Source organism: Paenibacillus sp. PK3_47 (assembly GCF_023520895.1).
In the GTDB taxonomy this organism is placed as follows: Bacteria; Bacillota; Bacilli; order Paenibacillales; family Paenibacillaceae; genus Paenibacillus_AQ.
Genome location: NZ_CP026029.1, coordinates 13,766 through 38,529, shown reverse-complemented (window position 1 = coordinate 38,529; position 24,764 = coordinate 13,766). Strand labels below are relative to the sequence as shown.

Genomic DNA, 24,764 nt, shown 5'->3' with positions numbered 1-24,764 from the left:
GATATGCCAGGCAATTCCGAACCGCTAGGAAACAGTAACCCCCTGCTGAGCCTGCTCAACGTTATTTTTGTCCTTGCGGTGATTGTAATCCTAATTGTGCTGCTGATCCGTTTTCTAGGCCGCCGGAATCAGACCTTTATGAGCGGGCGTTCCATCCGTACGCTTGGAGCGCTTGGTCTTGGTCCTAACAAGTCGGTGCAGATTATAGAAATCGGCGGCAGCATTTATGTGATCGGGGTCGGTGAAAGTATAACTATCCTGGACAAAATTACAGATCCGGCTGAAGTGGCGCTTGTCGTTTCTTCCTTTGAAGATCAGGCGGCGGGACAAGGCGGCTTTCTGGTGCCGGTTCTGGACAAGATCAAGGCCAAAATGCGCGGAGAAGTTCCATCACAGGAAATTGAACTTAGTGAGTCTTCCTCTTTTTACGAGACACTTAAATCCAAGCTTGCGCTCGCACCTGAGCGAGAGGAGAAGCTGGAAGAGCTGCTCAAGGATGATGACACTAAGGATGAGTCGAGGGGCCTATGAAAAAAAAGCTGATTTTATCTTTTCTGCTGCTCGGCTTGTTCGGCATCCTGATTCTTCATCCGGTACATGCTGATCCTATTCCTAACATTAGCATTCAAGTAGGCGACAATGACGGTTCAACAGACGGGGGTACCAGCTCCATCTCGATTCTGCTTCTGGTGACAGTTCTGAGTGTGGCCCCGGCATTTTTAGTTCTTATGACCAGCTTTACCCGGATTGTTATCGTACTGGGTTTTGTCAGAACCTCGCTCGGTACGCAGCAGATGCCTCCGAATCAGGTGCTTGTAGGACTGGCGCTGTTTATGACTTTATTCATAATGACGCCTACCCTGTCCCAGGTGAATGAGACAGCTCTGCAGCCGTATATCGCAGGAACGCTTACCCAGTCCGAGGCGCTTGAGAAAGCAGCCGATCCCATGAAAGAGTTCATGTACAAGCAGACGAGCACCAAGGATCTCCTGCTGTTTATGAATTACTCGGGCAGCAATGCGACAGAGAAGCCGGCTACTTACAGCGATATTCCGCTTACGGTGATGGTTCCTGCTTTTGCAATAGGTGAAATGAAAAAAGCTTTTACAATGGGCTTTATGATTTTTATACCCTTTTTGATCATTGATATCGTTGTATCCAGTACCCTGATGGCCATGGGGATGATGATGCTTCCTCCGGTCATGATTTCTCTGCCTTTCAAAATAATGCTCTTCGTACTGGTAGACGGCTGGTACTTAGTTGTTCAATCGCTGCTATTAAGTTTTAATACCTGACGCTAAGAGGAGGCAGTAGGGATGAATGCGGATTTTATTGTCGGCCTGGCAGGCCAAGCCGTGTATTTGGTACTTGAAACGAGCGCTCCCATGCTGATTCTTGGCCTCGTGGTCGGACTGATAGTCAGTATATTCCAGGCTACCACGCAGATTCAGGAGCAGACCCTGGCGTTTGTTCCAAAAATCGTAGCCGTATTGTTGGCTTTGCTTCTGTTCGGGCCTTGGATCATTACGAAGCTCGTAGATTTCACCAGTCAAATTTTGGGCAGTCTCTACATGTATATCGGTTAAGCTGATGAATATGGAGACCATGCTGCAAAGTTTTCCCGTCTTTCTGTTGATTTTTTGTCGAATATCAGCGTTTTTTGTTGTTGTTCCTGTCTTTTCCTCTCAGAGCGTTCCGGCGCAATTCAAAATCGGCTTATCTTTTTTTGTAGCAATGGTAGTTTTTAGCTCTGGAGGGACAGGGATTAACGTTCCGCAGGATCTAACCTACATTTTGTTAATTATAAGAGAAGTATTGATCGGACTGCTGCTCGGTTTTATCAGTTATTTGATGTTTATGGCCATTCAGACCGCGGGCTCTTTAATTGATATTCAAATCGGTTTAGCCATTGCCAACGTCATTGATCCGATGACCGGTTCCTCAGCTCCGCTTATCGGTAACTTCAAGTACATGATTGCACTCACCCTGTTCATCATCATGAATGGCCATCATTATTTATTGAACGCCATTGTGTACAGCTACGATTGGGTGCCTATCAATAATGATTTATTTCTCAGAATGCTGGACGGGAGTTTGTCTGAGTTTCTCGTACGCAGCTTCGGGCAGTCTTTTATGCTGGCTTTTCAAATGTCGGCTCCCTTAGTCACTGCGCTGTTTCTGACAGATGTGGGTCTGGCCTTTCTAGCACGGACCGCCCCGCAATATAATGTGTTTGTCATCGGAGTTCCACTCAAAATTATAGTAGGTCTTGCGCTGTTGCTAATCCTGATGCCGAGTGTGGCTGTACTGTTTCAGAACCTCTTCGACATCATGTTTGAGTCCATGCAGAATCTGCTTGGCCTTATGGGGAAGAGTCCATAGGTGACTGTAAGGAGAAGTGTTATGCCTGAGACAAGACGTTATAAACTGGATCTCCAGTACTTCGGCGGCGATAAGACGGAAAAAGCCACCCCGAAGAAGCGGCAGGATGCCCGCAAAAAGGGTCAGGTGGCCAAAAGTGCGGAGATGTCCGGTGCTGTTGTATTATTGGCCGCACTGATCAGTTTATCCGTGTTCGGAAGTTTTATGAAGGACCGCTTTATGGCGCTGTACATGGATGTTTTTCAGAACCGGATGAGCATGGAGGTTACTCCCGAGAATGTGGCCAAAATGTTCAATGAATACGGCCTGCAAATTCTGATTCTGCTTGCCCCGATGCTGGCCATTACCTTCATACTTGCACTTGTTGTTAATTATGCTCAGGTAGGGTTTATGCTTAATGGCGAAGGTGTTACTCCAAAGTTCAGCAAGATGAACCCGATTAAAGGGTTTAAAAATATTTTCTCCATGCGTTCGTTTGTAGAATTTCTTAAATCGATCCTCAAGCTGCTGATTATAGCTTATCTTGTATATTCCACGCTTTGGGGTGAGAAGAACAGCTTTGCATCCTTATCCCATGTTAACGCAGAAGGGGTTTACCGTTTTGCTGCAGATATGACCATGAGTCTTGGCATTAAGATGGGGGTTGCCCTGTTCATTATGGCTATTCTTGATTATATGTATCAGAAATACGAGCACGAGAAAAGCCTGAAGATGTCCAAGCAGGACATCAAGGATGAGTACAAGAAGATGGAAGGCGACCCGATTATTAAAGGGAAGATCAGGGAAAGGCAGCGCAGGATGGCGATGCAGCGGATGATGCAGGATGTGCCGAAGGCGGATGTTGTCATCACGAACCCTACCCACTTTGCAGTTGCATTGAAATATGACGGTTCCCAAATGGAGGCTCCGCAAATTGTCGCTAAAGGCCAGGATTATGTTGCACTGCGCATAAGGGAGATGGCCAAGGAGCATGGAGTTGTAACTATTGAGAATAAGCCGCTGGCACGGGCGTTATTTCAAAGGGCAGAAATCGGAGACGTTGTTCCGGGTGATCTGTTCCAGGCAGTTGCCGAAGTGCTGGCCTATGTATACAAGCTTAAAGGCAAAAGGAAATAAGCCGGGGGAGGTTAAGGGCATTGAAAGCTAGAGATCTAACGGTTCTTTTGGGTGTTATAGGCATTGTGCTTATGATGATTCTGCCCATCCCGGCATGGCTTCTGGATTTACTGCTTATTGTTAATATTTCAATAGCACTTACAATTGTATTGGTTGCAATGAACACCAAAGATCCGCTGCAGTTTTCGATATTTCCTTCCTTGTTATTGATCACAACACTGTTCCGCCTAGCACTGAATATCTCAACTACCAAACTGATCCTAAAAGACGGTCATGCGGGTGAGGTTGTGGCGACGTTCGGCAGCTGGATTGCCGGGGGACAAATTGCGATCGGATTCATTGTCTTTCTGATCCTGGTCGTTGTGCAGTTTATCGTTATTACCAAAGGCTCGGAGCGTGTTGCCGAGGTAGGCGCCAGATTTACTCTGGATGCAATGCCCGGTAAACAGATGAGTATCGATGCTGACCTGAATGCAGGGATGATCAATGAGCAGCAGGCTCGGGAACGCCGGCGCAATGTTGAACGTGAAGCCGACTTCTTCGGGGCAATGGACGGTGCCAGTAAATTCGTCAAAGGGGATGCAATTGCCAGTATCATTATCCTCTTTATCAACCTGATCGGCGGTTTTATAATCGGAATCATGGTTCATGACATGGAGTTTGCAGAGGCCCTGTCGACTTATTCCGTCATGACCATTGGTGACGGACTCGTCAGCCAAATCCCTGCGCTGCTGATTTCAACGGCTGCAGGTCTGATCGTTACCCGGGCTGCATCTGAAGGGAATCTGGCAGAGGATTTGACAGCACAGCTGATGTCGTATCCGAAGCTTCTCTATATCGTCGCTGTAACGATTGCTTTTCTGGGCTTCTTTACACCGATTACAGTAATGTCGACGCTTCCGCTGGCTCTTTTGCTGGGATATGCCGCGTATTCAATGAGTCAAAAAGCGAACCGCCAGCAGATTGCCGAAGAACAGCTTGTTGAGGAGAAGCAGATCGAAGAAGTGCGCAGTCCGGAGAGCGTCATTAATCTGCTGACTGTAGATCCTATCGAATTTGAATTCGGATACGGGCTTATCCCTCTGGCCGATACAGGACAAGGAGGCGATTTGCTTGACCGGATTATTATGATCAGACGGCAATGTGCACTTGAAATGGGACTTGTCGTACCGGTAATTCGCATTCGCGACAATATTCAACTAAAACCGAATGAATATATCATAAAAATAAAAGGAAATGTCGTCGGCGGTGGTGAATTATTACTTAATCACTATCTTGCCATGAGTCCCGGGTATGATGACGAGTCGATTCATGGTATTGAAACGGTTGAACCCTCTTTCGGGTTGCCTGCACTCTGGATCGATGAATCGGTCAAGGAACGGGCAGAGCTGTCGGGTTATACCGTGGTTGATCCGCCTTCTGTCGTGGCAACACATTTGACAGAGCTGATTAAGCGTTACGGGCACGAGCTGCTTGGACGTCAGGAGACGAAACAGCTGGTCGACAATCTCCGCGAGAACTATCCGGTGCTTGTGGATGAACTTATCCCGTCAGTCCTTGCGGTAGGTGATATCCAGAAGGTGCTTGCCAAGCTGCTGCGGGAAAAAATTTCTGTACGCGATCTGGTGACCATCTTTGAGACTCTGGCTGATTACGGCACTTATACCAAAGACCCGGACATTCTGACCGAGTATGTACGCCAGTCGTTATCCAGACAGATTACCCAGCAATATTCCCAGACTGGTGAAACATTGCGCGTGATAACAGTAGGTCCTAATCTGGAGAAAAAAATATCCGAAAGTGTGCAGCAAACGGAGCAGGGCAGCTATCTGGCGCTGGATCCGGTATCCACGCAAACGGTGTATCAGCGGCTTACCGAGCAGATCAACCGCTTACTGCAGTCGGGCCAGCAGCCGATTGTGCTGACTTCTCCGACGATCCGCATGTACCTGCGGCAGGTCATAGAGCGCACGATGCAGGATATTCCGGTGCTGTCTTACAGTGAGCTGGAGCCAAATATTGAAATTCAAAGCGTTGGAGTGGTGAACTTATGAGAGTGAAGCGTTATGTGGTCGATACGATGCCTGACGCCATGCATTCCATTCGCAACGAGCTTGGTAGCGATGCTGTTATTCTGAGCACCAAGGAAGTCAAGGTCGGCGGATTTATGGGCATGTTCAAAAAAAAGAAAATAGAAGTGGTTGCTGCGGTTGAGGAAGTCCGGAAGCCGGCTGCTCCTGCAGCACCTCCGGCTCAGCCGCTAAGTGTACCGCGCAGTGCAGTTCCGCAGGCCTATCAAAAGGCGGTGACAGCATCGTCTCCTCCGGTCCAGGGTGCCAAAGAGCAGACGGATAACCGGACTTACGCTGAAGTAGCAGCAGCTATAGCTGAAGCTAACGGCGCCGCAGAGAACCGGAGCACTGTTGCCGTTCTGTCAGCACCTGAAGAAGTGAAGGAAGATACCGGTACTATAAGCCATGAACCGGATGCTGCTCCTGCTGCGTCTGTTAAGGAGAAGAGCGCTTCCTTGACTGCTCTTCACGAGAGTCTCGGGGCTGAACTCAGTCCTGCAGTTTCCTCGGCTCTGGAAAGCGATGTGCTCCGCGAGATCAGGGATATGAAGCACTGGATGGAGCGCATCGCCCGGTATTCGACAAGCGGTGCTGAATTGCCTGACAGGCTGGAACAGCTCAAAACGCGGTTAATTGAGCAGGAGACGGACGCGGTACTTGTCGATGAATGGATCAACAATGTGTTTGACCGCTGGAATGACGAAGGCCGTACGTGGAGCGAGGAACAATTTGGTGACAGGCTGCTGGAACAGGTAAATGACTTTCTGACCGGAAGAATAGCCGGAGGTATCGCCGCCGATACACGGATCGTGTATATCGCCGGACCTACAGGAGTCGGCAAGACGACAACCATTGCCAAGCTTGCTGCAGAACAGCTGTTCAAGCAGGGCCGGAAAGTCGGGTTGATCACTTCGGATACGTACAGAATATCGGCGGTAGAGCAGCTGCGCACTTATGCGGCAATCCTGAACATTCCATTAGAGGTAGTGCAGTCTCCCGGAGATCTGCAAAGAGCCATGTTCCGCCTGGAGAGCTGTGATCTGGTCCTCATGGATACAGCAGGCCGCAATTACCGCAACGAGATGCTTGTAGCCGAACTACAGAGCCTGCTTGCCAAGGAGCTGAAGAGCGAGACCTTCCTGGTACTGAGCATGACATCAAAGAGCAGAGACATGAAGACGATTGCCGAGCATTTCGGACGGTATCAGCTGGACAAAGTCATTTTTACAAAGCTGGACGAAACGGGAAGCTGCGGCCCGCTCTTTAATGTTCTGAATGACTTTCCTTTGCAGCTCTCCTATCTGGCGAACGGACAGAATGTGCCTGATGATCTGCTCATGGCCAGTAAAGAGCAGTTAACCGGAATGCTGCTGGGAACAGGAGGCGCATGATGGATCAGGCTCAATCCCTGAGACAGCTTGTCTCCGGGAAGGATAATAAGAAGATATCCGAATCCGGTGCGTCTGCCAGAATCATTACCGTATGCAGCGGAAAAGGCGGTGTCGGCAAATCGAATTTTACGCTTAACTTTGCTCTGGCGCTGAAGGCGATGGGCAAAAAGGTGCTTTTATTCGATGCTGATATCGGAATGGCGAATATAGATGTGCTTATGGGTGTGTCAGCTAAGTACAATCTGTATCATTTACTGAAAAGAGAGGCCGATATCAGCAAAATTATTCAGACAGGACCGGGCGACCTTCCTTTTATTGCAGGGGGCTCAGGAATGGACGAATTATTTTCCTTATCTGAATCGGATTTGAACTACTTTACGGCACAGATTGCACAAATCGCCGACACCATGGACTTTATCCTTTTCGATACAGGTGCAGGGCTTTCCAAAGAGACGATGAAATTTATAACGTCTGCAGATGACTGCCTGGTAGTAACAACACCTGAGCCTACCGCCATAACGGATGCTTACGCACTGATTAAGGTAGTCAATAACTCTCATCCCGATGTTTCTTTTAAACTCATCGTGAACCAGGCGGGGGATGAGAAGGAGGCCAGGGCTACCAGTGACAAAATCCGTATGGCAGCCAGCCGGTTTTTGCAGCTGGACATTTCTTTTCTGGGACATATAAGCAGTGACGCTCATGTAGTTCAGGCAGTAAAGAAACAGGTTCCATTCTCAGTGGCTTTTCCGAACAGTGCAGCAGCCAAAGACGTGCACCGGCTGGCGCTTAGCTATCTGGCCGTTGATTCGGCGGAAACAACCAGGGTACAGGGCATCAAGGGATTTATCAGCAAGTGGTTGAAGCGGAAACAGTAATTGTTCTGAATTAGAGGGCAGAGGTGGAAATGATATGGGACCATATAAAGTTTTGGTTGTGGATGATTCTGCATTTATGCGAAAAATCATTTCCGATTTAATTGAAAACGATCCTGAATTTCAGGTTACGGCTACGGCTGCAAACGGACGGGAAGCTGTTGAAAAGGTGAAGCAGCTGTCTCCTGATCTGGTGACCATGGACGTGGAGATGCCGGAAATGAACGGCCTGGAGGCCCTGAAAGTGATTATGGGCCAGCGTCCGCTCCCGGTCATTATGCTGTCCGGTATTAATGAAGAGGGTATGAAGGAAACGATTATGGCGCTGGAATCGGGAGCTTTCGATTTTATCCGCAAACCGTCGATTTCAAGCTCGCAGGATATTATTGCTGTAGGCGAATCACTCCGGGAACAGATGAAGGAAGCTATGCTGGCACGCCAGCAGCGTGAAGCGAGAGCTAATGCCTACACCCCCCCGGAGATGCCGCCGGCACCTCTTCCGGCACCTGCAGCCGATACCAGGTTACCCAAAGCAGCAAACACAAATAAGGAGCCTGATTTACGCATAAACAAGGCAGCGGACAAGCTTACACAGCTGTCCAAGGATATTGCCCACAAAGGGGCTGCCGCCAAGACAACTGCTAAACAGTCTGTGGACCTGAAAAGTTCCAAAAGCTCAAATAAGCCAGCTTCTGGTTTACTGAAGCCAGCTTCCCAGAGATTGAAAAGCCGTTCGCTGAATGAAGCCCGCCCGGCTGATCCGGATAACAAACCGGTGACTGGGGCTTTGGCAGGATCATTTATAGAACCTCCTGCGCCTGCCACGAACCGCAGTACTGCAGCCAAGGGACTCCGTAAGCTTGTGGCGTTAGGCTGTTCTACTGGCGGGCCCAGGGCACTCAAAGCATTCCTGGAAAATATACCGGCTGATTTCCCGGCGCCAATTGTTATTGTACAGCATATGCCGCCCAATTTTACCAAATCGCTTGCCCAGCGGCTTAACACCTTCAGTGCGCTTGAGGTTGCCGAAGCCGAGCATGGCATGATTCTGCGTCAGGGAGCAGCTTATATCGCTCCGGGTGGTCATCATGTCAAGGTGGTGCAGGCGGCCGGAGGGCAGTATGCGATTGAGCTGTCCAATGAAGAAGCCCGCAACGGACATCGTCCTTCCGTGGATACCCTGTTCGAATCGCTGCTGCCGCTTACTGAGCTGGAGCGGCATGCGGTAATCATGACTGGCATGGGCAGTGACGGCGCAAGAATGATGAAAGCTTTGTATGATTCGGGAGTAACGTCAACTTTTGCCGAGAGTGAAGAAACCTGCGTCGTATACGGAATGCCGCGTTCCGCGGTGGAACTGAAATGTGTCCGGCATATCCTGCCGCTCACGGAAATTGCTCCAAGACTGGTGCAAGCCGTAAAATAACTGGAATATTGAACTTGAAGGGGAGGTGCCCGCTTATGGACATGAATCAATATTTATCCATGTTTATTGATGAGTCAAATGATCATCTGCAGTCATTGAATGAAAATATGATGGGGCTGGAGGCAAATCCTGAAGATCTGAGTATTGTTCAGGTTATCTTCCGCTCAGCGCACACTTTAAAAGGCATGGCGGCCACAATGGGCTTCGAGGATTTGGCGTCCCTTACCCATCAGATGGAGAATGTTCTCGATCTGGTGCGTAACAACAAGCTGAAGATGCAGGATTTCATTTTCGATACCTTGTTTAAAAGCCTGGATGCTCTTGAGTCCATGGTCCAGGATATTACAGGCGGGGGAGAGGGCAAGGCTGATGTATCAGCTATTGTGGCTTCTCTGCAGGCAATTGTCCGCGGCGAGGTGCCTTCAGCGGCTGGTTCTTCTGCAGCTGCCGAACCCCAGACAACTGCAGAAGCAGCTGCGTTTCTGGATGAGTTCCAGCTTTCGGTTCTCTCACAGTCTATCCAGGAAGGCCATCAAGTGCTGTACATTGATGTAGCGATCCGTAAAGACTGCCAGCTAAAGGCTGTGCGGGCATATATGGTATTTGATCTCCTGGAACGTTCGGGAGAAGTAGTCACATCCTTCCCTTCGGTTCAGGATATAGAGCAGGAAAAATTCGATCATGGTTTTTCTCTGTATTACATAACCCAAAAGGAAGCAAGCGATATTCAGTCGATGGTCATGAACCTGTCGGAGATTGAGAAGGTTACAGCTGTGGCCCTCGATCAGGAAACATTGACCCAGATGGGGCAGGGGATGACGGCGGCTGCGGCTGAGGCACCTGTTCAAGTGGCCGAACCTTCAGCAGCACCAGCACCAGCAGCAGTACCTGCTTCAGCTCCGGTTAAAGAAGAAGCTTCCAAAGCAGCACCGGCCAGAACCGGAGGCGCGCCTTCCCGTACGATCCGTGTGGATATCGAGCGGCTGGATGTGCTGATGAACCTGTTCAGTGAGCTGCTGATTGACCGTGTACGGCTGGAGCAGCTAGCTTCGGAAGTGCAGAACAGCGATCTTACAGAAACTGTAGAACATATGGGACGCGTCAGCAGCGACCTGCAGAATATTGTTATGAAGCTGCGGATGGTTCCGGTCGATACTGTATTTAACCGTTTTCCGCGCATGGTCCGCGATCTGGCCAAATCTCTGGACAAAAAGATTGATCTGGTCATCACGGGTGCCGAGACTGAACTGGACCGTACAGTCATTGATGAGATCGGGGATCCGCTGGTTCACTTGCTGCGCAACGCAGTCGACCATGGCGTTGAATCCATCCAGGACCGTCTGGCGTCAGGCAAGTCTGATACCGGTACAGTAAATCTGCGGGCCTTCCACAGCGGAAATCACGTGTTTATTGAAATAGAGGATGACGGTGCCGGAATTCAGCCGCAGAAGATTCTGCAATCCGCTATCAAAAAGGGGATTCTCACCCAGGAACAGGCTGCCGGATACTCCGATGATGAAGCCATCCAGCTGTTGTTTGCACCAGGGTTCAGCACCGCTGAGGTTATCTCAGATGTGTCCGGACGCGGAGTGGGGCTCGATGTTGTTAAAGCCAAGATCACTTCATTGGGCGGGAATGTGGTTGTCTATTCCAAACCTGGCAAAGGCACTAACTTCTCGGTGCAGCTTCCGCTCACATTGTCTATTATTGCCGCCATGCTGATCCGCCTCGGCTCTGAGAAATATGCTATTCCGCTTTCTTCTATAGTAGAGACCGGAATTATCAAGCAGAACCAGATCCGTAAAATTCACGGCAGCAAGATGATTGAGTTCCGCAACACCCACATACCGCTGCTGTCACTCAGCAAGTTCTTCTCTGTCCCGGATTTTGATGAGCGTACAGAAGAAGAAACAGAAATTGTGGTCGTCCGCAAAGGAGAGCGTCTCGTTGCGCTTGCTGTGCAGGATTTTATCGGCCAGAACGAAATCGTAATCAAGAATCTTGGCAAGTACCTGCCTGAGGTTCAGGGGATTTCAGGTGCGACTATTCTTGGCGACGGGCAGGTTGCGCTAATTATAGATCCGAATGCTTTTATTAAATAATAAGGTTATACAGGGAGGTTCATATCATGGCTGAAGATATCAAAGTGATAGTGTTCAAGCTCAGTGACGAAGAATACGGGATTGAAGTGGATAAAGTCCAGACGATTGAGCGCATGATGCCAATTACACGGGTGCCGAAGACATACTCTTTTATCAAGGGTGTTATCAATTTGCGCGGTGTCGTGATTCCGGTGATCGATCTGCGCGGCCGGTTTGGAATTGCTGAAGCTGAGCATACGGACCAGACCCGTGTTATCATTGTAAATGTTAACGAGATGGAAGTAGGATTCATAGTGGACTCCGCTAACGATGTTATCGATTTGAACCGGGAATCCATTGATACTCCACCTGAAGTGGTTGGCGGAATTAAGGCAAAGTATCTCGACGGGGTGGCCAAAATCGGTGAGGATCGCCTGCTGATTATGCTTAATTTGTCCGAGGTCCTGAACAAGAGCGAAATTGTGCAGCTTGAAAGCCTAGAGGGATAACCTGTGGAACTATTTAAGAATTTCAAAGATTTCAAGATGGATGTTCTTAAGGAAGTCGGAAATATTGGAGCCGGTAATGCCGCCACCGCGTTATCACAGCTCCTGGACAAGCCGATCGACATGGCGGTTCCCAAGGTTCAGCTTCTAAGCTTTGAAGAAATTACCGAAAAGGTCGGGGGCGCTGAAGAACTGGTATACGCGGTGTTTCTGCGTGTTGAAGGCGAAGCTCCCGGCAACCTCTTTTTCATACTGGCTCCGGAAGCTGCCATGAACCTGCTTAACCGGATTGCAGGTATTGAAATTACGGGTGAGGGTGAGCTTGGTGAGATGGAACTGTCTGCTCTCAGCGAAATCGGCAATATTCTTGCCGGTTCCTATCTCTCATCTCTTGCCGATTTCACTTCACTTTCCATGTATCCAACGGTACCTGCGCTTGCCATGGATATGGCCGGGGCAATACTAGGTTACGGACTGCTGCAGTTTGGCCAAATGGGGGATGACGCTCTGCTGATTGACACGACATTCCTTGAAGGCAACAATGAAATTGAAGGACAGTTTTTCCTGATTCCCGATCCGGAATCATTCCCGAAAATTTTCAAGGCATTAGGAGTACCGTTCGACAATGATTGAAGAACAAACGATTATTAAAGTGGGAATGGCAGATCTGAATGTAGGAAGCCAGGACAGCATTATCCGGACAACCGGACTTGGCTCCTGCGTAGGGCTTACGTTATTTGATCCTGTCAAGAAGCTTGCAGGGATGGCGCATGTAATGCTTCCTTCATCGGAAATCGCCCGGGAAGGACAGCTCAACATTGCCAAATTTGCCGATACTGCAGTACCAGAGCTTCTCTCGCGTTTGCTTGCACTCGGAGCCGTACGCAGCAGAATTGTTGCCAAAATGGCCGGAGGTTCACAAATGTTTGCTTTTGCCGGGGGGAATGACACTATGAGGATCGGGCCTCGAAACGTGGAATCCTGCAAATATGCGCTGGAGGCGCTCAGTATTCCTTTGATTGCCGAAGATACCGGCGGGAACTATGGCCGCACCATTGAAATTGCCTGCAGCACCGGAGTGCTTTTCATCCGCAGTGTGCAAAAAGGCATCAAGGAAATATAGCGATGAGAAGGGGGATACAGATCAGCCTCATTTTCGGAGCGATTGGTTTTATGTTCACCTTTTTTACGAATTACGGGCACAATCTGCTCGGCACCAGCCTCATCAGGGGCGTTTTGGGATTTTTCATCTGGTTTGTGCTTGCTTTTCTCCTGATATGGGTATTGGGTTTTATTATTAAGCAGTCAGAGGTGCCGGAAGCAGCCGGTGCTTATACAGAGAGCAATGAAGAGCTGGGTTCCAATGTCGATATCCGTACCCCTGATGAAGATGAAGAATTAATAAATCTGTTGAAGCCTAAGCCGGCGGAAGAAAGCGGGAAGAACGAAGACTTTACACCGCTTACGCCGCCCAAGCTGGTCTCCATGAAAGATCCTGAAGAATTGGCCAAGGCCGTTCGTCACCTGAAAGAAGAATAGCGAGAGCATAGGTGGGACTGGCATCCTGCCTGCATATTGCCCGCTGACTAAACTTTGGGAAGGGTGAAAGCCGTTGAACGAGCAGAAAGCTACTCAATCCGAAACAGACAAGCTTTGGGAACAATGGAAAGAGCATGGTGACCCCGATGCCAAAAAAAAGCTGATTGAGAGTTATCTCCATATTGTAGATTATGTATCGAGCCGTTTGGCAGTAGGACTACCCAAAAATGTATCCAAAGATGACTTGGCCAGCAATGGTGTTATGGGATTGATTGATGCCATCGAAAAATTTGATTACAAACGGGGATTGCAGTTCCAGACCTATGCTTCCTGGCGGGTCCGCGGAGCCATTCTTGACTCCCTGCGCCAAAGTGACTGGGTACCAAGATCCGTTCGTGAAAAAGCAAAAAAGATCGAAGATGCGTACCAGCAGCTGGAGCAGAAGTATTTAAGATCAGTAAGTGATGAGGAAATGAGCCGGCATCTGAATGTTACGGAGGCTGAGTTTCAGAACATGCTGCAGGATGTGGCGGTGATGTCACTCTGTTCGCTGGAAGACCCTATCCGGGAGGAAGAATCGGAGACGCGCTTATCCATTCTGGTGGATGACAAAGCCAAAAACCCGGACCGTAAGGTCAATGAGTTTTATTTGCGCGATACGCTCACCAAAGGCATTGAGAAATTAACGGTGAAAGAACGGACCGTAGTGTCCCTTTTATATTATGAAGATTTATCTCTTAGCGAAATTGCCGAAGTCATGTCACTATCTCCTTCGCGGATTTCGCAGCTTCATTCAAAGGCTATATTGCGGCTGAGAGGAACGCTCGAGAAAAACCGCGACCTTCTCATGCAGAACGATTAACCGGGTGACGGTGACAAGGGGAGCACAATTGATCGGTCATTATGCTTTGAATCAGTACGTAAGTATTACTTTATCGGAAGATAAGGGGATTGCTTACTTCCAGTTTTCGAAGAGGGACGAGAGCTTCTCCTGTTCTGTAGAAGAGCTCGAAAGCTTCCTTTACAGTCAAGATATCAGGTACGGCATCCAGCACGATATTGTTCGTCGTATCAGTACCAACCCGGAAGAGTACTTTTTTAGCAGGGTGCCTATTGCAATAGGAGATTCCCCAGTGGACGGGGTCGACGGAAGGATCATTCTTGCCGTTGATCTCGAGGAAGACCGCAAACCGCTGGAGAAGGCTGACGGTAAAGTGGATTACAAGGAATTGGTGAGGCTGCATAACGTGATGAGAGGCCAGCTGATCGCCAGAAAGGTTCCCCCGCAGTCAGGACAAAACGGCCGGACAGTCACAGGCGAGGAGCTTCCGTATAAGCCGGGCAAAGAAGCGCGGTTCAAGATCGGCAAAAACGTGCTGGTTGACCAGGACGAAACGGCGATGTATGCAGCGATTGACGGACTGGTGACGCTTACTGACAAAGGCAAGGTCAATGTGTTCCCTGTATACGAGGTCAACGGCGATGTTGATTACAGCACAGGGAATATTGATTTTGTAGGTACGGTGGTTATCCGCGGCAATGTTCTGACAGGCTTTACCGTTAAATCCGCCGGCGACATCCGTGTGGTAGGAGGAGTGGAAGGGGCCGAGCTGCTAGCCGGCGGCTCCATAGAGATCACCGGAGGAATCATCGGCTATAACAAAGGCCTGGTCAGTGCGGGACAAAATGTGAAGGTGTCCTTCATTCAAGACGGAAACGTTGTTGCAGGAGAGGATGTCATTGTATCCCAAAGCATCATGCATTCCAATATCCGTGCCGGACATGATGTGCTCTGCAACGGTACAAAGGGTCTGATCGTCGGTGGTATTGTGCAGGCCGGAGAACGGGTGGTGGCCCGGACAATCGGCAACACCATGTCGACTGCGACAGCAATTGAAGTCGGCGTTGTCCCGGAACTCAGAAATGAGATCAATGAGCTGCGTCAGGAACTTCGCCAGCTTAAGGAAAATGAGGATAAGACTGATAAAGCGCTCTATCTGCTGAATCAGCTGGCCAATAACGGTCAGCTGTCTCCTGACAAAGTGGCCCTCCGCGTAAAGCTGAATGCTACAAAACAGTCCCATCTACGTGATGAGAGACGGATCAGAGAACGTATCCTTGAGATTGAAAGGATGCTTGAGGATACCGGCAGAGCCAAGGTTGAAGTGGTAAAAACCATTTACGGCGGTTCCAAAATTGTGATCGGCAGATACACCCGCTTTGTCAAGGACCCTACCGAACGGGTCGTGTTTATTTATAATGAAGGCGATATTACGATAGCGCCATACATTTGACCAGGCGGGCAGCGGGAGCGGCCCGTCATTGCTTAATGTTCTGAAAGAGCGGGACGGTGACATTCTATCAGAGAAGAGGTCCTTACATGACTCTAAGACCGGTTGAACTGCAAATCGCTTTGCCCCGGACTACCGACGCGGGCAAAATTCAGAATGAGCTGCAGCAGCGTCCGTCACTGGACCAGCAGCAGCTGGCTGGACAAAATATAAAACAAAGCACGGAGATGACTCAGCGCAGTCCGGAAATTGATGAATCTCCGGATGCTGCGCTCAGGAATGACGGCCGCCGCGGAAACCGGCAGGGGAGCGGCATGTCGGGCTCCAGACAACAGAAGCAGGAACCTGACCGCATTGCAGAACACCCTTACAAAGGTCACAGTATTGATCTCAGTCTGTGAGCCCACTTAATTTGACAGGTAAAAGGAGACAAGGCACTTGCAACCATGGGTATATATCGTGCTCGTAGGCGCTGTCGCTATCGTCTATGCTCTGAGACTGCCGGCGCGTGCCAAGGGGGATTCTGCTGAAAAGCAGAGCCTGAAGGAAACAGAGGCTGCGCTTGAGCTGTACATGGCAGACATCGAGCGTGAGAATGATAAAATGCTGCAGCTGGTCAGCAGCATCAAACAGCAGTCACAGAATAACAGGGCGGTTATGCAGGAGGAAATCAACAGCCTGCGTGAGCAATTGGCTGAGCTGCAGAAGAGCAACACTCTGCTGGATGCCCGGTTAACTGCAGAAGAAAAAGGACTGCTGCAGCTGACTGCTTCCTTCGCGGGCATTGCTCAAGCAAGCCGGTCCGCGGAAGGCGCAGAAGCGGTACAGGCTTCCTCTTCAGAAGCTCCTCCCGAACCAAAACCCAAACCGGTCAGCTCCATCAAGCTGCGCTATCCGCGTTTATTCGAGCTTTATGAAGAGGGCAAGTCTGTGGATTCCATCGCCAAGATGGCAGGTTTACAGCGGGGCGAAGTACAGCTCATTCTGCAGCTGGCCAAGCAGGAGGAGTCAGTATGATCAAGAACCGTTTCTTTATGTTCGGACTGGGCACGGGGCTGATTGCAGGGGCGCTGCTTCTGCAGCTTATGATATCCGGCGGTGCCGCTCCGATGACTAAGGAGCAACTGGTCAGAGAAGCTGCAAAGCTGAATCTGACGGTGACTGATCCTGCAGCGTCCGGGGCGGCGGAACCAACTGCAGATCCTGAAGCAGCGGTTCAAGGAACAGGACCGGAAGGGCAGAACGGAGACGCTGTGAGCACTCCGGCTGCCAGCACTGCTCCTGCACCATCTGCTTCGCCATCGCCGTCTGCTGCCGCCTCCCCGCAGGCGGCTGTCCAGCCGAGCACGGCAGCTGCACCTGCGGAGCCTTCGGCGCCTGCAGAGCCTGTCAGCACGGCAGGGCAAGCTAATCCGCCGGCTGCTCCGGCTACACCCAAACCTGCAGGCAATAATGTGATTTCAGTAAACATTCCTGCAGGCAGCACACTGACACAAACCGCAGAACTGCTGGCCAAAGCCGGTGTGATCAAGGATAAAGCCGGATTTCTTCAGACTGCGATCAACCGTAAAGTGAACACCAAAATTCAGAACGGCTATCATACCTTCATACAGGGCGAAAGCAACAATTCTATAATAGACAAATTAATCACAGTGAGATAAATAGCGTTTTAAAGTAATATTCGCAAAATTTAGCATCAGACGTTGCATACATTATTCTAATATGTTATATTAATTGACGGTGTTAAAACACACGCTTGCTGATTTCGACAAGGGGTGCTTTCTTCTGAAGAAAGTCTTGTAGAAAGATGACGCATGGCGGAGGAGACACACAATAAACCAAATCTAGGAGGTGTGTGAAGATGGCAGTAATCTCCATGAAGCAGCTTCTCGAAGCTGGGGTACACTTCGGTCACCAGACTCGTCGTTGGAACCCAAAGATGGATCGTTATATCTTCACTGAAAGAAACGGAATTTACATTATTGACCTGCAAAAAACGGTTAAAAAGGTAGAGGAAGCTTACAACTTTGTAAAAAGCGTCGCTGGCGACAACGGCACTATCCTGTTCGTAGGAACAAAGAAACAAGCTCAAGACTCTGTTAAAGAAGAAGCTGAACGTTCCGGCATGTTCTTCATTAACCAACGCTGGTTGGGCGGTACCCTGACTAACTTCCAAACTATCCAAAAGCGTATTGACCGCCTGAAGAAGCTGGAAGCTTGGGAAGAAGACGGTACATTCCAAGTTCTGCCTAAGAAAGAAGTAATCCTTCTCCGCAAAGAGAAAGATCGTCTTGAGAAATTCCTGGGCGGTATCAAGAACATGAAAGGTCTGCCAAGCGCGCTGTTCATCATCGATCCGCGTAAAGAGCGCATCGCTGTTGCGGAAGCTCGCAAATTGGGTATTCCTATCGTAGCTATCGTTGATACTAACTGCGATCCGGACGAAATCGACTATGTGATCCCGGGCAATGACGACGCGATCCGCGCCGTGAAATTGCTTACTGGTAAAATGGCTGACGCTGTTGTCGAAGCTCATCAAGGCGAAGACACAACTACTGCCTAAGTACCGGACTGACATAAACAAGAACTTAAATGAAAAGGGTGGTTGGCAGGTGGATAACCTCTCACTGCCCTTTTTTTAGGATAAAGAGCTTGAACAGTACTTAAATGACAATTATCTGGAGGGAATAACAATGGCAGTAGATGCAAAAGCGGTAAAAGAACTTCGTGAAAGAACAGGCGCAGGTATGCTGGATTGTAAGAAAGCGCTGGAAGAAGCTAACGGTGATATCACCAGAGCGGCTGAACTCCTTCGTGAAAAGGGCCTTTCTGCAGCAGCTAACAAAGCAGGACGCGTTGCTACTGAAGGTACTGTAGAATCTTACATCCACGCTGGCGGACGTATCGGCGTACTTGTAGAAATCAACTGCGAAACTGACTTCGTTGGTAAAACAGAATCCTTCAAAGAATTCGCGCGCGACATTGCAATGCAAATTGCTGCAGCTAACCCGCTGTATGTCCGCCGTGAAGAAGTGCCTGCAGAAGCCATTGAGAAAGAAAAAGAAATTTTGAAAGCTCAAGCGCTGAACGAAGGCAAACCAGAGAAAATCATCGAAAAAATGGTTGAAGGCCGTATTAACAAGTTCTACGAAGAACACTGCCTGCTTGAGCAATCCTTCGTTAAGGATTCCGACAAAACTGTTTCCCAGCTGCTGAACGAAAAAATCAGCACTATCGGTGAAAACATCACCATCCGCCGCTTTGTTCGTTATGAGCTGGGCGAAGGTCTGGAAAAGAAAGTCGACAACTTCGTTGAAGAAGTAATGGCTCAAGTAAATCAATAATAGCCAGCCTGGCTGGATTTCATGGAACTGAATAAAGGCAAGCATCAAAAGAGCGGAACACATACACGTAGTGTTCCGTCTTTTGTAAGAAAGTGAGGGTATACATTTGGAACAGCCGGTATTTAAAAGAGTGGTTCTTAAGGTTAGCGGTGAATCGCTGTCAGGACAAAACGGATATGGCATCGATGCCGAAACTATCAATTCCATTGCTGAACAAGTCAAGGAAGTTGTTGAGCTTGGAGTACAGGTAGCTATTGTATGCGGCGGAGGCAACATCTGGCGCGGAATAGCCGGCAGTGCAAGCGGTATTGACCGTGCGACGGCTGACTATATGGGGATGCTGGCGACAGTGATGAACTCCCTCGCTCTGCAGGATGCCCTGGAACAGATCGATGTCCCTACCCGGGTGCAGACATCCATTTCCATGCAGCAGATTGCAGAACCTTATATCCGCCGCCGTGCCATCCGTCACCTGGAAAAAGGCCGTGTCGTTATTTTTGCCGCAGGAACGGGAAATCCCTTCTTCTCCACGGATACTACGGCAGCGCTTAGAGCAGCCGAAATTGAAGCGGAAGTTATTCTGATGGCAAAGAACAAAGTGGACGGGGTTTATTCCGCAGATCCGTTCAAAGACAGTACAGCCGTGAAATACGAACAGCTGACTTACATGGAAGTACTTAACATGAACCTGGGTGTTATGGATTCCACTGCATCCTCACTTTGTATGGATAACAATATACCGCTTATTGTGTTTGCTATTACAGAGCAAGGCAATATCAAACGTGTCGTTCTCGGTGAGAAGATCGGGACGATTGTTAAAGGGAGTGTAGATTAATGCCACAAACGGTCAAACAAAATGCTGTGGAGCGTATGGAAAAAGCGATTGTATCGCTCAAACGCGATCTGGCAACTTTGCGGGCAGGACGTGCATCAACTTCGCTGCTGGATCGTATCCAGGTTGAATATTATGGAGCACCTACTCCCGTTAACCAACTGGCGAATATCAGTACACCTGATTCCCGCACACTGCTCATCCAGCCGTGGGACAAATCAGCGATGTCTGATATCGAACGGGCGATCATGAAGTCCGATCTGGGACTTACGCCTGCTAATGACGGTACTATCATCCGTCTTTCGATTCCGCCGCTTACAGAGGAACGCCGGACGGAACTGGTGAAGTTCACCAAGAAATTTGGCGAAGAAGCGAAAGTGGCGATCCGCAACATCCGCCGTGATGCTAATGACGACATCAAAAAGATGGAGAAAAACGGCATTTCGGAAGATGAGTCACGCGGACATCAGGAAGATATTCAAAAATCCACGGATAAGTTCATAGCAGAAGTAGATAAAGTGCTCTTGTCCAAAGAAAAAGAGATTATGGAAGTATAATGATAATCAAGAGACTTCAGAGCCCCTCCGTATATGGTGGGGTTTGTCTCTTTCTGATAAGAGCTTGGAGGAAACGGAAATGATCAAACGGGTTCAAGCATGGCTTAGCCGTAAAGACGGGCAGCAGGAGCAGGAGCCGCCAGTCGAGATTTCACCGGATAATATTCCCCGGCATGTGGCTGTAATTATGGATGGCAACGGCCGCTGGGCCAAACGGCGCGGACTGCCGCGGATCGTCGGCCATCAAAACGGAATGAAAGCCGTCAAGCGTGCTACCATTGCAGCCAATGACCTCGGCATAGAGTTTCTGACCATGTATGCATTCTCTACAGAAAACTGGAAGCGCCCTAAAGATGAAGTCGATTTCTTAATGCGTCTGCCTGTTGAATTTCTGGCTATAGAACTGGACGAACTGATTGAGAAGAATGTACAGGTGCGTGTAATGGGCGATACCGATGCGTTACCTTCGCATACCCGCAAAGCAATGGAAGAGGCGGTAGCCCGGACACAAGCCAATACTGGACTTATATTGAATTTTGCTCTTAACTACGGCGGCCGGAAAGAAATTGAAGACTGCATGAGGGGAATAGGCCGGGATATCCAAGCCGGAGTGCTGAGCCCCGATGAAATTACTTCTGAGCTGATCGACAGCAGACTCTTGTCCGGCAGCCTGCCGGATCCGGACCTGCTTATCCGGACAAGCGGTGAAATGCGGCTGAGCAATTTCATGCTCTGGCAGATTGCATACAGTGAGCTATGGTTCACGGATGTGTACTGGCCGGAGTTTGACAAGTCGCATCTGCAGCAGGCTGTAGCGGAATATCAGCGCCGCACACGCCGGTACGGTGGACTGAAGTAGCCTGATGGGAGATGGGAACCTTTGAAGCAACGATTGATTACCGGAATTGTTGCCGGAGCAGTGTTTTTGTGGTTGTGCCTTTTGGGAGGCTGGCCGTATCAGCTTTTGCTTACCGCCATGGCTCTCATCGGATTTTATGAATTTGTAAAAATGACGGGATTGCCGGCAATGGGCGGCACTGCCCTGCTTGGTTATGCTTCTGTTCTGTGCTTCATGATTCCTAGGGATCTGCTCGGCAGCTCCGAGTGGCTGTCATGGGAACAGGGGATTTGGCTGCTGCTGCTGGTGTTCCTGCTGGTGACCGTGTTCAGCAAGAACAAGCAGGATATCAAGATCACCGCACTGCTGTTCACCGGGATTGTATACATAGGCATGGGCTTCTCTTATATGGGGATTGCCCGGGGCGCGGAAGACGGACACGGTGTATTCTGGACCTTCCTGCTGCTGTGCTGTATATGGGGCAGTGACGCAGGTGCATATTTTGTCGGAAAAAGCTTTGGCAGGAACAAGCTCTGGCCGGCTATCAGTCCCAACAAGACCGTTGAGGGAGCCCTTGGCGGTGTTGTCATTTCTGTTGTGATTTCGGCATTGTTTGCGATACTTGGTCCGGATCTGCTGACCCTTGGAGAGGCGCTCCTTATCGGACTGGCCTGCGCCGTGCTGGGTCAGCTTGGTGATCTTGTACAGTCAGCCTATAAACGGGTGTACGGTATTAAGGATTCAGGCTCGCTGCTGCCTGGTCATGGGGGTATTCTTGACCGCTGCGACAGCTGGATTATCGTTTTTCCTTTCGTACATATCGTAATGCTTATGCCTTACTATTAACGGCAGGAAGAAGGTTCTATTGTGAAAAAAATCAGTGTACTTGGCTCTACAGGTTCCATCGGCACACAAACACTGGATGTAGTGGCTATGCATCCTGAAGCCTTTCAGATCGACGGCCTGGCTGCCGGCGGCAATACGGCCCTGCTGCTGGAGCAGGCCCGCCGGTTTCATCCGCGCCGGGTTTCCGTATCGACCAGGGAGCTTGCCGAGGAAATCCGCTCCGAGCTGCCCTCGGGGATCGAGCTTTTTTACGGTGATGAGGGACTGGTGGAGATTGCTGCCGGAGGGGACGCTGAAACCGTCGTAACCGCGGTTGTTGGCAGTGTGGGTCTGCAGTCAACGCTGGCTGCCATCGAAGCCGGCAGGCATATCGGCCTGGCCAACAAAGAGACGCTTGTTACCGCAGGACATCTGGTGACAGAGCTTGCAGAACGAAAGGGCGTTAAGCTGCTCCCGGTCGACAGCGAACACTCCGCAATTTTTCAATGTCTTAACGGCGAGAACCGTGAGGATATTGCCGGCATTACTTTGACAGCCTCTGGCGGCTCCTTCCGCGACTATACCCGCGATCAGCTTAAAAATGTAACTGTAGAGGATGCACTGCGCCATCCGAACTGGAGTATGGGGGCCAAAATCACCATCGATTCGGCAACCATGGCCAATAAAGGCCTCGAAGTTATCGAAGCACATTACCTGTTTGGACTGCCTTATGAACAGGTGGACGTCCTGCTGCATCCGGAAAGTATTATCCACTCCTATGTGGAGTTCCGCGACAGCAGTATTATTGCCCAGCTCGGAACTCCGGACATGCGTGTTCCCATTCAATATGCGCTTACTTACCCGGACCGGTGGCATTCACCTGCCGCGAGGCTGTCGCTGGCTGAAATCGGCAGTCTGACCTTCCGCGAAATGGATTATGTCCGCTATCCGGCACTGAGGCTGGCTATTGACAGCGGAAAAGCCGGGGGAACAGCAACCACCGCCTTTAATGCAGCGAATGAAGTGGCAGTAGCCCGTTTTCTGCGGCATGAAATTCCGTTTTTGCGTATAGAGGAGCTTATCGACGAGGTGCTGCAGCGCCATGAGAATGTTTCAATGCCGGATTTACAGCACATTCAGCATTGCGATGCTTCGGTGCGGGAGCTTGCAGCCCGACTGTAACCAGACCTGCGGGTTATCCGGTTTGGGATCATTTGCTTCTGTACTAAAATTAGGCTGTGACAGTTGATTCTCTTGTGCCTGATCGGAGAATAATGATAAATTAAGAGGACATACTTCGGTCTTACACTAAAGGGGGAATGTAACGGATGGAAATGGTCAGGGTCGTTTTTTTAACGGTGTTCATGTTTTTCGTTCTGGTAACCGTCCATGAATGGGGACATTATTATTTTGCCAAACGCGCCGGTATTCTGGTAAGGGAATTTGCTATCGGTTTCGGTCCGAAACTGTTTTCTTATAAACGCAATGAAACCCAGTTCACGCTCCGCCTGCTGCCTTTCGGCGGTTATGCGCGGATGGCCGGAGAAGATCCGGAGATTATTGAGATAAGTCAGGGACAGACCATAGCGGTCAGACTCGGACAGGACAATAAGGTCAAAAATATTTATCTTGATGCGCTGGATACACGCAGAAACGTAATACGCGGCGAAGCGCTGCATACGGATCTGGAGAATGATCTGCAAATCCGATTGGATGTGGACGGGGATGTAACGACATACGACGTTCACCCGCAAGCCATGATGATCAGGGGCAGCCAGCAGACCCAAATAGCACCTAAAGACCGCCAATTTGGCAGTAAAACGGTCGGGCAGCGTGCCCTTGCTATTTTTGCCGGACCGTTAATGAACTTTCTGCTGGCCTTCGTGCTTTTCGCAGTCCATCTGCAGATGGCCGGTATTCCGATTGAGAATCCGACTTATGTCAAAATCGGTGATATCAGCGAAGGCATGCCTGCGCAGGAAGCCGGTCTGCAAAAAGGTGATATTGTATTATCTGTGAACGGGGAGAACATCGGCGGCGATTATGAGAAGATGATTGAGCTGACCTCGGCTTCCCTTGGTAAAGAGATGAATTGGACTCTGCAGCGCGGTGATGAGACGTTCGATGTAACGCTGATTCCCCGGAGCATGGAGGGCGAAGAAGGCGGCAAGGTCGGGATTACCCCGGAGCTTCCTACACGCAAAGCCGGTTTTGGCGAGACCATTACCAAATCAGGTGTAGCGATGGCGGATACAACCGAGCTGATTTTTGTCGGCTTTAAGCAGCTGATTAATAACTTTAACATGGACGATATTTCCGGACCTGTCGGTACAGCCAAAATTACCGGCCAGATTGCTCAGCAAGGCATTCAGTACCTAACGTATTGGGCGGCTATTCTGAGCCTGTACCTCGGGATTTTCAATCTTTTGCCGATTCCTGCCCTTGACGGAAGCCGTCTGGTGTTCCTTGGCATAGAGGCGCTGCGCGGCAAACCGATTGACCCCGGCCGGGAAGGCATGGTTCATTTCGTCGGATTTGCGCTGTTGTTCCTGGTGATGATCGCTGTCACTTATAATGATATCTTGCGGCTTATCACCGGATAATTAATGATAAAAATGATCTTTGGCAGTCCCTGCAAAGGAAAATGTGCATGCCTGAAGCCCAGAGCAGCACTTTGCCGGGAGATTAG

General features: G+C 49.7%; 27 protein-coding genes. All 27 read left to right on the top strand.

The window, feature by feature from the left end; translation table 11 throughout:
• Nucleotides 1–3 precede the first annotated feature (3 nt).
• The 27 genes from C2I18_RS00190 (at nt 4) to rseP (ending at nt 24,678) form a co-directional block, all read left to right on the top strand.
• Nucleotides 4–531, top strand: a complete 528-nt coding sequence (locus C2I18_RS00190; protein WP_249899289.1) for a flagellar biosynthetic protein FliO — start codon at nt 4–6, stop codon at nt 529–531.
• Entirely contained in the window at nt 528–1,295 is a 768-nt protein-coding gene (fliP, locus tag C2I18_RS00185; RefSeq protein WP_249899288.1) for a flagellar type III secretion system pore protein FliP, read from the top strand. The genes C2I18_RS00190 and fliP overlap by 4 nt, the downstream gene beginning before the upstream one ends.
• A gap of 21 nt (nt 1,296–1,316) precedes the next feature.
• Nucleotides 1,317–1,586 (top strand): flagellar biosynthesis protein FliQ, encoded by a 270-nt coding sequence (fliQ, locus tag C2I18_RS00180; protein WP_249899287.1) that lies wholly within the window; start codon nt 1,317–1,319, stop codon nt 1,584–1,586.
• 10 nt (nt 1,587–1,596) lie between these two features.
• Nucleotides 1,597–2,382, top strand: a complete 786-nt coding sequence (fliR, locus tag C2I18_RS00175; RefSeq protein ID WP_249899286.1) for a flagellar biosynthetic protein FliR — start codon at nt 1,597–1,599, stop codon at nt 2,380–2,382.
• A 21-nt stretch (nt 2,383–2,403) separates the two neighbouring features.
• Nucleotides 2,404–3,498 carry a flagellar biosynthesis protein FlhB gene (gene flhB, locus C2I18_RS00170; RefSeq protein ID WP_249899285.1) on the top strand — a complete coding sequence of 365 codons (1,095 nt, stop codon included), beginning with the start codon at nt 2,404–2,406 and terminating at the stop codon, nt 3,496–3,498.
• A 71-nt stretch (nt 3,499–3,569) separates the two neighbouring features.
• Nucleotides 3,570–5,552: a flagellar biosynthesis protein FlhA gene (flhA, locus tag C2I18_RS00165; RefSeq protein WP_481857964.1), complete on the top strand. Its 1,983-nt coding sequence runs from the start codon at nt 3,570–3,572 to the stop codon at nt 5,550–5,552.
• Nucleotides 5,549–6,961 carry a flagellar biosynthesis GTPase FlhF gene (gene flhF / locus C2I18_RS00160; protein ID WP_249899283.1) on the top strand — a complete coding sequence of 471 codons (1,413 nt, stop codon included), beginning with the start codon at nt 5,549–5,551 and terminating at the stop codon, nt 6,959–6,961. Before flhA ends, flhF begins: the two co-directional genes overlap by 4 nt.
• A complete protein-coding gene (locus C2I18_RS00155) occupies nt 6,958–7,839 on the top strand; it encodes a MinD/ParA family protein (RefSeq protein WP_249899282.1) in 882 nt (293 codons plus the stop codon). Before flhF ends, C2I18_RS00155 begins: the two co-directional genes overlap by 4 nt.
• 34 nt (nt 7,840–7,873) lie before the next feature.
• Complete coding sequence (locus C2I18_RS00150) at nt 7,874–9,262, top strand: protein-glutamate methylesterase/protein-glutamine glutaminase (protein WP_249899281.1); 1,389 nt, start codon at nt 7,874–7,876, stop codon at nt 9,260–9,262.
• 35 nt (nt 9,263–9,297) lie between these two features.
• Nucleotides 9,298–11,364 carry a chemotaxis protein CheA gene (locus C2I18_RS00145; RefSeq protein ID WP_249899280.1) on the top strand — a complete coding sequence of 689 codons (2,067 nt, stop codon included), beginning with the start codon at nt 9,298–9,300 and terminating at the stop codon, nt 11,362–11,364.
• A 26-nt stretch (nt 11,365–11,390) separates the two neighbouring features.
• A complete protein-coding gene (locus C2I18_RS00140) occupies nt 11,391–11,852 on the top strand; it encodes a chemotaxis protein CheW (RefSeq protein WP_249899279.1) in 462 nt (153 codons plus the stop codon).
• A gap of 36 nt (nt 11,853–11,888) precedes the next feature.
• Entirely contained in the window at nt 11,889–12,482 is a 594-nt protein-coding gene (locus C2I18_RS00135) for a chemotaxis protein CheC (protein ID WP_481857963.1), read from the top strand.
• Entirely contained in the window at nt 12,475–12,972 is a 498-nt protein-coding gene (locus tag C2I18_RS00130) for a chemotaxis protein CheD (protein ID WP_249899277.1), read from the top strand. The genes C2I18_RS00135 and C2I18_RS00130 overlap by 8 nt, the downstream gene beginning before the upstream one ends.
• A 2-nt stretch (nt 12,973–12,974) precedes the next feature.
• Nucleotides 12,975–13,388, top strand: coding sequence for a hypothetical protein (locus C2I18_RS00125; RefSeq protein WP_249899276.1), 414 nt, complete (start codon nt 12,975–12,977; stop codon nt 13,386–13,388).
• Between the two features lie 73 nt (nt 13,389–13,461).
• Nucleotides 13,462–14,250 (top strand): FliA/WhiG family RNA polymerase sigma factor, encoded by a 789-nt coding sequence (locus C2I18_RS00120; protein ID WP_249899275.1) that lies wholly within the window; start codon nt 13,462–13,464, stop codon nt 14,248–14,250.
• Between the two features lie 28 nt (nt 14,251–14,278).
• Nucleotides 14,279–15,682, top strand: coding sequence for a flagellar assembly protein A (locus tag C2I18_RS00115; protein WP_249899274.1), 1,404 nt, complete (start codon nt 14,279–14,281; stop codon nt 15,680–15,682).
• Nucleotides 15,683–15,768: 86 nt separating this feature from the next.
• Nucleotides 15,769–16,080 carry a hypothetical protein gene (locus C2I18_RS00110; protein ID WP_249899273.1) on the top strand — a complete coding sequence of 104 codons (312 nt, stop codon included), beginning with the start codon at nt 15,769–15,771 and terminating at the stop codon, nt 16,078–16,080.
• Between the two features lie 37 nt (nt 16,081–16,117).
• Nucleotides 16,118–16,696, top strand: coding sequence for a hypothetical protein (locus C2I18_RS00105; RefSeq protein ID WP_249899272.1), 579 nt, complete (start codon nt 16,118–16,120; stop codon nt 16,694–16,696).
• Complete coding sequence (locus C2I18_RS00100) at nt 16,693–17,340, top strand: endolytic transglycosylase MltG (protein ID WP_249899271.1); 648 nt, start codon at nt 16,693–16,695, stop codon at nt 17,338–17,340. The genes C2I18_RS00105 and C2I18_RS00100 overlap by 4 nt, the downstream gene beginning before the upstream one ends.
• A gap of 200 nt (nt 17,341–17,540) precedes the next feature.
• Entirely contained in the window at nt 17,541–18,242 is a 702-nt protein-coding gene (gene rpsB / locus C2I18_RS00095; RefSeq protein WP_249899270.1) for a 30S ribosomal protein S2, read from the top strand.
• 130 nt (nt 18,243–18,372) lie between these two features.
• Nucleotides 18,373–19,023: a translation elongation factor Ts gene (tsf, locus tag C2I18_RS00090; protein WP_249899269.1), complete on the top strand. Its 651-nt coding sequence runs from the start codon at nt 18,373–18,375 to the stop codon at nt 19,021–19,023.
• Nucleotides 19,024–19,129: 106 nt separating this feature from the next.
• A complete protein-coding gene (gene pyrH, locus C2I18_RS00085) occupies nt 19,130–19,858 on the top strand; it encodes a UMP kinase (RefSeq protein WP_249899268.1) in 729 nt (242 codons plus the stop codon).
• A complete protein-coding gene (gene frr / locus C2I18_RS00080) occupies nt 19,858–20,412 on the top strand; it encodes a ribosome recycling factor (protein ID WP_249899267.1) in 555 nt (184 codons plus the stop codon). Before pyrH ends, frr begins: the two co-directional genes overlap by 1 nt.
• A gap of 79 nt (nt 20,413–20,491) precedes the next feature.
• A complete protein-coding gene (locus C2I18_RS00075) occupies nt 20,492–21,271 on the top strand; it encodes an undecaprenyl pyrophosphate synthase (RefSeq protein ID WP_249899266.1) in 780 nt (259 codons plus the stop codon).
• Nucleotides 21,272–21,292: 21 nt separating this feature from the next.
• On the top strand, nt 21,293–22,096 hold the full coding sequence (locus C2I18_RS00070; protein WP_249899265.1) for a phosphatidate cytidylyltransferase: 804 nt from the start codon (nt 21,293–21,295) through the stop codon (nt 22,094–22,096).
• 21 nt (nt 22,097–22,117) lie between these two features.
• On the top strand, nt 22,118–23,257 hold the full coding sequence (locus tag C2I18_RS00065) for a 1-deoxy-D-xylulose-5-phosphate reductoisomerase (RefSeq protein WP_249899264.1): 1,140 nt from the start codon (nt 22,118–22,120) through the stop codon (nt 23,255–23,257).
• A 146-nt stretch (nt 23,258–23,403) separates the two neighbouring features.
• Nucleotides 23,404–24,678 carry an RIP metalloprotease RseP gene (gene rseP, locus C2I18_RS00060; RefSeq protein ID WP_249899263.1) on the top strand — a complete coding sequence of 425 codons (1,275 nt, stop codon included), beginning with the start codon at nt 23,404–23,406 and terminating at the stop codon, nt 24,676–24,678.
• Nucleotides 24,679–24,764 lie beyond the last annotated feature (86 nt).

Bases quoted from the DNA above. Each gene is read 5' to 3' on its own strand.
- C2I18_RS00190 (WP_249899289.1), top strand. From the start codon at position 4: ATGCCAGGCAATTCCGAACCGCTAGGAAACAGTAACCCCCTGCTGAGC.
- fliP (WP_249899288.1), top strand. From the start codon at position 528: ATGAAAAAAAAGCTGATTTTATCTTTTCTGCTGCTCGGCTTGTTCGGC.
- fliQ (WP_249899287.1), top strand. From the start codon at position 1,317: ATGAATGCGGATTTTATTGTCGGCCTGGCAGGCCAAGCCGTGTATTTG.
- fliR (WP_249899286.1), top strand. From the start codon at position 1,597: ATGGAGACCATGCTGCAAAGTTTTCCCGTCTTTCTGTTGATTTTTTGT.
- flhB (WP_249899285.1), top strand. From the start codon at position 2,404: ATGCCTGAGACAAGACGTTATAAACTGGATCTCCAGTACTTCGGCGGC.
- flhA (WP_481857964.1), top strand. From the start codon at position 3,570: ATGATGATTCTGCCCATCCCGGCATGGCTTCTGGATTTACTGCTTATT.
- flhF (WP_249899283.1), top strand. From the start codon at position 5,549: ATGAGAGTGAAGCGTTATGTGGTCGATACGATGCCTGACGCCATGCAT.
- C2I18_RS00155 (WP_249899282.1), top strand. From the start codon at position 6,958: ATGATGGATCAGGCTCAATCCCTGAGACAGCTTGTCTCCGGGAAGGAT.
- C2I18_RS00150 (WP_249899281.1), top strand. From the start codon at position 7,874: ATGGGACCATATAAAGTTTTGGTTGTGGATGATTCTGCATTTATGCGA.
- C2I18_RS00145 (WP_249899280.1), top strand. From the start codon at position 9,298: ATGGACATGAATCAATATTTATCCATGTTTATTGATGAGTCAAATGAT.
- C2I18_RS00140 (WP_249899279.1), top strand. From the start codon at position 11,391: ATGGCTGAAGATATCAAAGTGATAGTGTTCAAGCTCAGTGACGAAGAA.
- C2I18_RS00135 (WP_481857963.1), top strand. From the start codon at position 11,889: ATGGATGTTCTTAAGGAAGTCGGAAATATTGGAGCCGGTAATGCCGCC.
- C2I18_RS00130 (WP_249899277.1), top strand. From the start codon at position 12,475: ATGATTGAAGAACAAACGATTATTAAAGTGGGAATGGCAGATCTGAAT.
- C2I18_RS00125 (WP_249899276.1), top strand. From the start codon at position 12,975: ATGAGAAGGGGGATACAGATCAGCCTCATTTTCGGAGCGATTGGTTTT.
- C2I18_RS00110 (WP_249899273.1), top strand. From the start codon at position 15,769: ATGACTCTAAGACCGGTTGAACTGCAAATCGCTTTGCCCCGGACTACC.
- C2I18_RS00100 (WP_249899271.1), top strand. From the start codon at position 16,693: ATGATCAAGAACCGTTTCTTTATGTTCGGACTGGGCACGGGGCTGATT.
- rpsB (WP_249899270.1), top strand. From the start codon at position 17,541: ATGGCAGTAATCTCCATGAAGCAGCTTCTCGAAGCTGGGGTACACTTC.
- tsf (WP_249899269.1), top strand. From the start codon at position 18,373: ATGGCAGTAGATGCAAAAGCGGTAAAAGAACTTCGTGAAAGAACAGGC.
- frr (WP_249899267.1), top strand. From the start codon at position 19,858: ATGCCACAAACGGTCAAACAAAATGCTGTGGAGCGTATGGAAAAAGCG.
- C2I18_RS00075 (WP_249899266.1), top strand. From the start codon at position 20,492: ATGATCAAACGGGTTCAAGCATGGCTTAGCCGTAAAGACGGGCAGCAG.
- rseP (WP_249899263.1), top strand. From the start codon at position 23,404: ATGGAAATGGTCAGGGTCGTTTTTTTAACGGTGTTCATGTTTTTCGTT.